2 protein-coding genes are annotated in these 7,681 nt (G+C 53.8%); both read left to right on the forward strand.

Features of this window, described 5'->3' with window-relative positions; all coding sequences use genetic code 11:
* Nucleotides 1-76 precede the first annotated feature (76 nt).
* On the forward strand, nucleotides 77-3,622 hold the full coding sequence (locus R6U67_RS02360) for a GAF domain-containing protein (protein ID WP_410251062.1): 3,546 nt from the start codon (nucleotides 77-79) through the stop codon (nucleotides 3,620-3,622).
* 228 nt (nucleotides 3,623-3,850) lie between these two features.
* Complete coding sequence (locus tag R6U67_RS02365) at nucleotides 3,851-7,645, forward strand: response regulator (protein ID WP_410251063.1); 3,795 nt, start codon at nucleotides 3,851-3,853, stop codon at nucleotides 7,643-7,645.
* Nucleotides 7,646-7,681 lie beyond the last annotated feature (36 nt).

Here is a 7,681-nt window from a genome sequence, read left to right on the forward strand (position 1 = left end):
GTGAAGGCCGCTGACCTCGGGTCTTTCGCCTTCTCCTCCATGTTTGTCTGTTGTCTCTTGCCTCCCGAATTAAGCCATGTCTCCTCGCGAATCCACTTCCCCGGCCACAGCCAACCTCTCGGCCCCCATCGCCCAAAGCCTTGAACAGCAACTCAAAGCGATTCGCCAACAGGCGGCCAAGATTACCGAACCCTTACAGACGGCGACGAGCCTCGAACGCGCTTGTCAGGAGTTGGTGGTGCAACTCAGCCAGGTGTTTAAGTGCGATCGCGCCCTAATTTACCGCCTCTGCGATCGCAGCATTGACAGCTTCATCGACCAATTCCAGACGTCAGGATTCCAGACCCCAGGATTAGGACTCAATGGCGGCGGAAATGGTAACGGGATGTCTCAAGGGGAACTTTCCCTAACCAGTCAAAACGGGGCCAACCTCACCGGAACCGTTGTCGCCGAAGCCGTGGGCCGAGGCTGGACTCCCGCGTTAGGCGATCGCCTCCACATTGCAGCATTCGGCTTTGAAACCCTCGATGACTACCAAAGTCTGGGTTTTATCTCCATCGCCGACCAATCTCGCACGAACTTAACCCCACATCAACAACAAATCCTCAACCGCTACCAGGTACAAGCGGCCCTAACCATTCCCCTCAAAGTCGGTCAAAAACTCTGGGGGGTGTTGTCGGTTCAGCATTGTCAGAATCCCTATTCTTGGTCAGAGCGAGAAATTGCCATTTTGCGCCAAGTGGCCAGCGAGTTGATCAGCTTCAGCCAAAGTCTCAACGGTCATCACCGGTCCATGCTAGAGCCGAATCCTCAGCAAGTTGAGGATGTCCTTGAGCGGCTGCGTCACTCCTTTGACCGGGTTCAAGACCGCGATCGTAGTGTAGCGCGGGTGATTGAGCGGATTCGCCAATCCCTGAACATCGATATTATCTTCCGCACCACCACCAAGGAAGTGCGCTTACTGCTGAAATGCGATCGCGTGGCCGTCTATCAATTCAACCCCGACTTTAGCGGTCAGTTTGTGGCTGAGTCCGTCACCTCCGGCTGGGTGAAACTCGTCGGCGAAGATGTCGAACGAGTCTGGAAAGATACCTACCTCGAAGAAAACCAAGGGGGACGCTACGCCGACCATGAAACCTATGCGGTGAGTGATATCTACACCGTCGGCCATGACCCCTGCCACGTCGAACTCCTCGAACAGTTCGAGGCCCGGGCCTATACCCTGGTTCCCATCTTCCAAGGAGAACATCTCTGGGGAATTTTGGCCGCCTATCAAAACGATGGCCCCCGCGAATGGCAAAACAGCGAAGTGGACCTGTTGCAGCGTATCGCCGACCAACTGGGGGTGGCCCTGCAACAAGCCGAAACCGTGTCCCAACTGCGTCGTCAGTCCGATCGCATTAGCCAAGCGGCCGATCGCGATCGCACCGTGGCCCAAGTCATTGACCGCATCCGTCAATCCTTGGATATCAACAGTATCTTTAACGTCACCACCAAAGAAGTGCGGCTGTTGCTGCAATGCGATCGCGTCGCCGTCTATGAATTTAACCCCGACTTCAGCGGTCAGTTTGTGGCTGAGTCCGTCACCCCCGGCTGGGGGAAACTGGTGGGTCCCGAAGTCGACCGCGTCTGGAAAGATACCTACCTCGAAGAGAACCAAGGGGGACGCTACGCCTACCGGGAAACCTACGCCGTCACCGATATCTACGAAGCCGGCCATGATCCTTGCCACGTCGAACTCCTCGAACAGTTCGAGGCCCGCGCCTATACCCTAGTTCCCATCTTCCAAGGAGAAACCCTCTGGGGGATTCTCGCCGCCTATCAAAACGATGCCCCCCGCGAATGGCAAGACGACGAAGTGCAACTGCTAGTGCGCATCGCCGACCAACTGGGGGTCGCCCTGCAACAAGCCGAAACCGTCCAGGAACTGCGCCGTCAATCGGAACGCATTGCTCGGGCCGCCGACCGCGATCGCGCCGTGGCCCAAGTCATCGAACGCATCCGGGAATCCCTGGACCTCGACACCATCTTCGACACCACCACCACAGAAGTGCGACAACTGCTGAAAACCGATCGCGTCTGTGTCTATCAATTTGCCGAAGACTGGAGTGGGTCGTTTATCGCCGAATCCGTCGGTGCCACCTGGTCGCCCTTGGTGCAGCGACAGCAACAGGTTCCGGCTCTCCAAGAGAACGTCAGCCAATGCGACAAGATGACGAGCCTGATTGAGCGGCAACAGTCGGGCCAACTGGCCCCCCAATCGAGCGGCCCCGCCAGTCGAGATACCTATCTGCAAGAAACCGAAGGGGGACGTTTCCAAAGTCAACAGGCCTTTGCTGTCGAGGATATCTATCAGGCCGGGTTCACCACCTGTTATCTCGAAGTCCTCGAACAATACCAATGTCGCGCCTATGCGATCGTCCCCATCTTCAAAGGCTCAAAACTCTGGGGACTGTTGGCCGCCTACCAAAACGACGGCCCTCGCAATTGGGAAAACGAAGAAGTCACCCTACTGCGACAAATCGGCACCCAACTCGGCGTCGCCATCCAACAGAGTGAATATCTGCAACAACTCCAAGAGCAGTCCGTCCAACTCGAAGCCGCTGCCCAACGGGACAAAGCCGCGAAAGAACAACTACAAAAACGAGCCTTAGAACTGTTGATGGCCGTGCGTCCCGCCCTAGATGGGGATTTAACGGTGCGGATTCCCGTCACCGAAGATGAAATGGGAACCCTGGCCGACTCCTTCAACAACACCCTGCAAAGCCTACGGAAAATCGTCATGCAGGTTCAAACCGCCGCCGGGAAAGTGGTTCAAACCTCCGAAAGTAGCGATGCGTCGCTGATGGAGTTATCGGACCAGGCGCAAAAGCAGTTTGAGGAAATCAGCAAAACCCTCGATCGCATTCAGGATGTGGTGGGTTTCACCCAAACCACCGCCGGCAATGCCCAACAGGTGGAAGTGGCCCTACAGGGGGCTAACCGCACCCTAGAGGCGGGAGATGATGCCATGAACCGCACCGTCGAAGGGATTGCCGACATTCGCCAAACCGTGGCCGCCGCCGCCAAAGGGATTGGACGATTGACGCAATCCTCGCAAAACATCGCCAAAGTGGTGAACCTGATTAACAACTTTGCCACCCAAACCAACTTGTTGGCGTTGAATGCCGCCATTGAAGCCACCCGGGCCGGGGAATATGGACGCGGCTTCGCGGTGGTTGCTGATGAGGTGCGTTCTCTGGCCCGTCAGTCCGCCGATGCGACGACGGAAATTGAGAATCTGGTGCAGGAAATTCAGGCGGAAACCAAAGACGTTACCCTGGCGATGGAAATGGCCTCGGAACAGGTGACGAAAGGAACCAACTTGGTGGGCGAAACACGCCAAACCCTGAATGAGATTGTGGCCGCTACTGGGCAAATTGGCGAGTTGGTGCAGGGGATTACGGATGCGACGCGGGTGCAGACGGAACAGGCTCAATCGGTGACGGAGATGATGCGCGGTATCGCCGAAATCGCCAACCAAACCTCTGAGAACTCCATCGCCATTTCGTCCCGCTTTAAGGATGCTCTGACAACCGCTCAAGAGTTACAAACCAGTGCGGGACAGTTTAAGGTGAGTTAGGGGGGAAGGGAATAGGGAACAGGGAACAGGGAACAGGGAACAGGGAACAGAGGGGAGAAGGCATAACCCACCCCTAACCCCTCCCAAGAGGGGATGGCAAGAGGCATAACCCACCCCTAACCCCTCCCAAGAGGGGATGGCAAGAGGCAAGAATAGGGGCGTACCTTTGGGGTCGCCCTCTTGTGGCTAAACTCTCAAGATTAACGCTTAAGTATTAACAATTCACTTATGAACAGCCGTCGTGATCAAGGATATGTTTATTTCCTGAGTGAAGCTCCGGAGTTGCTGCAAGCTTTAGAAGATGGCTTGTTGAAACTTCATGACGGAAATCGGGTGCAGAATGTCCATGGGATGATGCGGGCAACTCATACTCTGAAAGGCGCGGCGGCCAATGTCGGACTTGAGGGTTTAAAGTCGATTTCTCATTCGATGGAAGATGCCTTTAAGGCACTTTATAATGAAGAAATTCCCATTGATAATGAATTAGAAGGGCTTTTATTTGAGGGCTATGAATGCCTACGTAATGCCTTGACGGCGGAGATGAATCAAACGCCTATTGATGAGGAGATTTTACTGAATCGGGCGGCGGATGTTTTGGCTCGATTACGAGAGAAATTAGGGGATGATTTTGGACAAAAAGAGTATATTCCAACCTCGTCAGAATTAGGGTTTGATATTGCTAAATCTATTTTTGAAATTGGTGTAAAACAGCGATTAGATGAACTAGAAACGCTTTTAGCAGAAGGAGATACGACGGCAGTTGCCGCGAATTTAAAGTCTGGAACTGAGGTATTTATTGGCTTAGGTGAGTCGTTAAATTTGTCGGGTTGGAGTCAGATTGCTGAGACTGTTTTACAGGCATTAGAGCGTTGTCCAGATCAGGTGTTGCGCATTGGTGAGTTGGCGTTGGCGGATTATCAACAGGGACAACGACAGGTGTTAGGAGGCGATCGCGACTCGGGAGGATCGCCCTCTGAGGCGTTGCTGGCCTTAGCGGCGGGAACTCCAGAACCGAGTCCGATTCCCTCTAATTCTAAAGGTTCTAATTCTAAAGGTTCTAATCCTAAAGGTTCTAATTCTAAAGGTTCTAATTCCCCGGCAAAGTCTTTAACACTCCAAGAGGAGACGGCGTTAGATGTAGAACTCAAACAATTTCGGGAGTTTTTGGCAGATAAACGCTATGGAAAACCGGTATCGCGGTCAGTAGCGGACTTTTTCGAGGGAGCGATTCGGGCGATCGCCGCTTGGTTTGCGCGGGAGGAAGAGATTCCCCTGGCCAACTTTTGTTTTGAGTTAATGATTCCCAAATTGCCTCGCAAAGCGGTGAATCATAAAAAAACGGTGGTTAAAACTGTTTCGGGGATTAAGAAATGGCTAGAGCGGTTTTTAGCCTCCATTGAAGACCCTCAAGAGAGTTCAAGCTTGGCCCTCTATCGCCATTGGACCTTACTCTCGATGTTGGTGATGTTGGCGAAGTTTCAATACCGCAGTGATACCCAGCAGCCGAAAACCTATGACGATGTGATGGTCGTCGAGGCCCTGCGTCGTCTCAATCGGACCATCGGCGATCGCTACCAACGCCTCCCCCCCGTGTCAAAACAGGAGAAAAACTGGCTTGACTCTCCCGCCATTGCGCAACTTATGACCGCCGCCGTGGAGGAAGATTTAGCCGAAGATGAGGATCTTCTCGAAGGGGTTTGGGGAGATTTGGAGGAGGAGGCCCCGGAGATGATGGCGGAGTCGATGGCGGAGTCGATGGTGGCCGATGAAGAGGAGGTGAACTCGAGTTCCGAGTCAGAAATGGCGCCCGAGAGTGAGTTAGAAGCCGGTTCCGGGGTGACGTCTGGAACCGGCCCGACGGAATCTCCCGAAGCGGCGTCTCTGAGTACTCCCCTCTCGGATAAAACCCCCTCCGATGTCGTCGAAGATCCCGTTCAAGAGGGGGAATTTTTTGAGGAAACGCCTCAATCTCCCGAGTCTGGGAAAAACAAGAAAGCCGCCAATCAGGGAAGTGAGGGGGCCACTCGTCAGTTGGTGAGTGTGGATATCAAGGGGTTAGAACGCCTCAATCACCGTCTGGGGGAGTTATTGGTCGATCGCAACCGTCAGGCCATGGAAGAAGAGGCCCTACAACAGTCGGCGGTACGGCTGCGATCGCAACTGCATCAACATCGAGACACCATCAGCCAACTTCTCGATTGGTCTGAACGAACCCTCACCGTCACCGGGGACGCGGCCCGTTTAATCGGGCGAGATCCCCAGGCCGGAACGCCTCTAAGTCCCCCCCTTGCTGGCGATGGCTTTAATTTTGATAGTATTGCCGATTTGCATCTACTGCTGAAAACGGCCTTTGGCCAAGTGAGCGGAATTGAGCAAAACACCGAGGATATTTACGGTCGTAGCCGTGAACTGGCCCAATTGATGGAAAAACAACAACAATTGCTTTCTGTGATGCAAGATGACTTAGTCGATGTGCGGATGTTGCCCTTTGGGGAAGTGTTACAGCGGTTCCCCTTGATGCTGCAACAACTGTCTCGGATTCAGGGAAAACAGGTCCAGCTGGAGATGGAGGGTAACGATCTCCTAATTGAACAGAGTATCGCCCAAAAACTCTATGAACCCCTGCTGCACTTAGTGCGTAACGCCTTTGATCATGGGATTGAGTCCGCTGAAGACCGTCTGGCGGCGGGGAAACCTGAAGCGGGGACGATTTCCATTCGTGCCTATAATCAGGGGGTCCAGACGACCATTGAGGTGCGCGATGATGGTCGGGGGTTGAATTTAGAAGGGATTCGTCGCAAAGCCGTCGAAGGAAAGTTCCTCTCGGAAGACGAGGCGCGACAGATTATTTCCACGAAGAGTTTAGATGTCTTGTTTGAACCGGGATTCTCGACGGCGGGCCAGGTGAACGAGATTTCTGGCCGGGGTGTCGGCTTGGATGTGGTGCGATCGCAACTTCAGGCCCTCAAAGGCAGAATTGGCGTTGAGTCACAGCCGGGCCAGGGAACGGTGTTTATTCTCCAGATTCCCCTCTCAATTACCATTGCCAAATTACTGGTGGTTCAGGCGGGAGGGTCTGCGTATGGATTGTTACTCGACTCTATCGACAAAATTGTCATGCCGCCACCGGGCCATCTGAAGCATTTTGACAATCATCGCGTCTTGCAACTGGAGGGGGAAGATGACACCCGTACCATGGTGTCGGTGCGTCAGTTAGCGGATTTACTGCATTATCAATCCTCTCTAGTGGAGGAGAAACAAGAACCCACCACCAACAAACTCTCCATTTCCCGAGATTTGAGTGCGCCGATTTTGTTGTTGCGTCAGGCGGGCCGCTTAATGGGGTTGGAGGTTGACCGGATTATTGGGGAACAGGAGTTGGTGATTCGTCCGCTGGGCCAGGCGATCGCGCCACCGCCTTATGTCTATGGCTGTAGTATCCTCAGTGATAGTCGTCTGGCCTTGGTCATCGATGGCGGGGAAATCTTCCAAACTCAGGCGGGTCCCGTTTTACCGCAAAACATTGTCTCTCGAACCCAGTTTAGCGGCGATACCCAAACCACCTCACGTTTTACCCTCGGCCAACCCAGTCAATCTAACGGGGGACCCTCACCTCTGTCCCTCTCTCCGGCGGCCAGTGAAGCCGTCCGCGAGTCAATTGTGCTATTGGTGATTGATGACTCGATTAACCTCCGCCATACCCTCACGGCTACCTTACGAGATGCTGGCTATGAGGTGGTTCAGGCCCGAGATGGTCAGGAGGCGATTTCTCAACTTCGAGATCATCCTGAGATTGCCCTGGCCCTGTGCGATATCGAAATGCCCCATATGAACGGGTTTGAGTTCCTCACCTATTGTCGCCAGGGAGGAGAATTGGCCCAATTACCGATTGTCATGCTAACCTCCCACAGTAGCCAAAAATATCAGCAAATTGCCAAGGAACTCGGCTGTACCGGCTATTTGACGAAACCTCTCTCGCAGCCGGAGTTGTTGTCGACGTTGGAGGGGTTGTTGGGGGAATAGGGAACAGGGAACAGGGAACAGGGAACAGGGAACAGG

The sequence above is a fragment of the Sodalinema sp. genome (assembly GCF_046483825.1).
In the GTDB taxonomy this organism is placed as follows: domain Bacteria; phylum Cyanobacteriota; class Cyanobacteriia; order Cyanobacteriales; family Geitlerinemataceae; genus Sodalinema.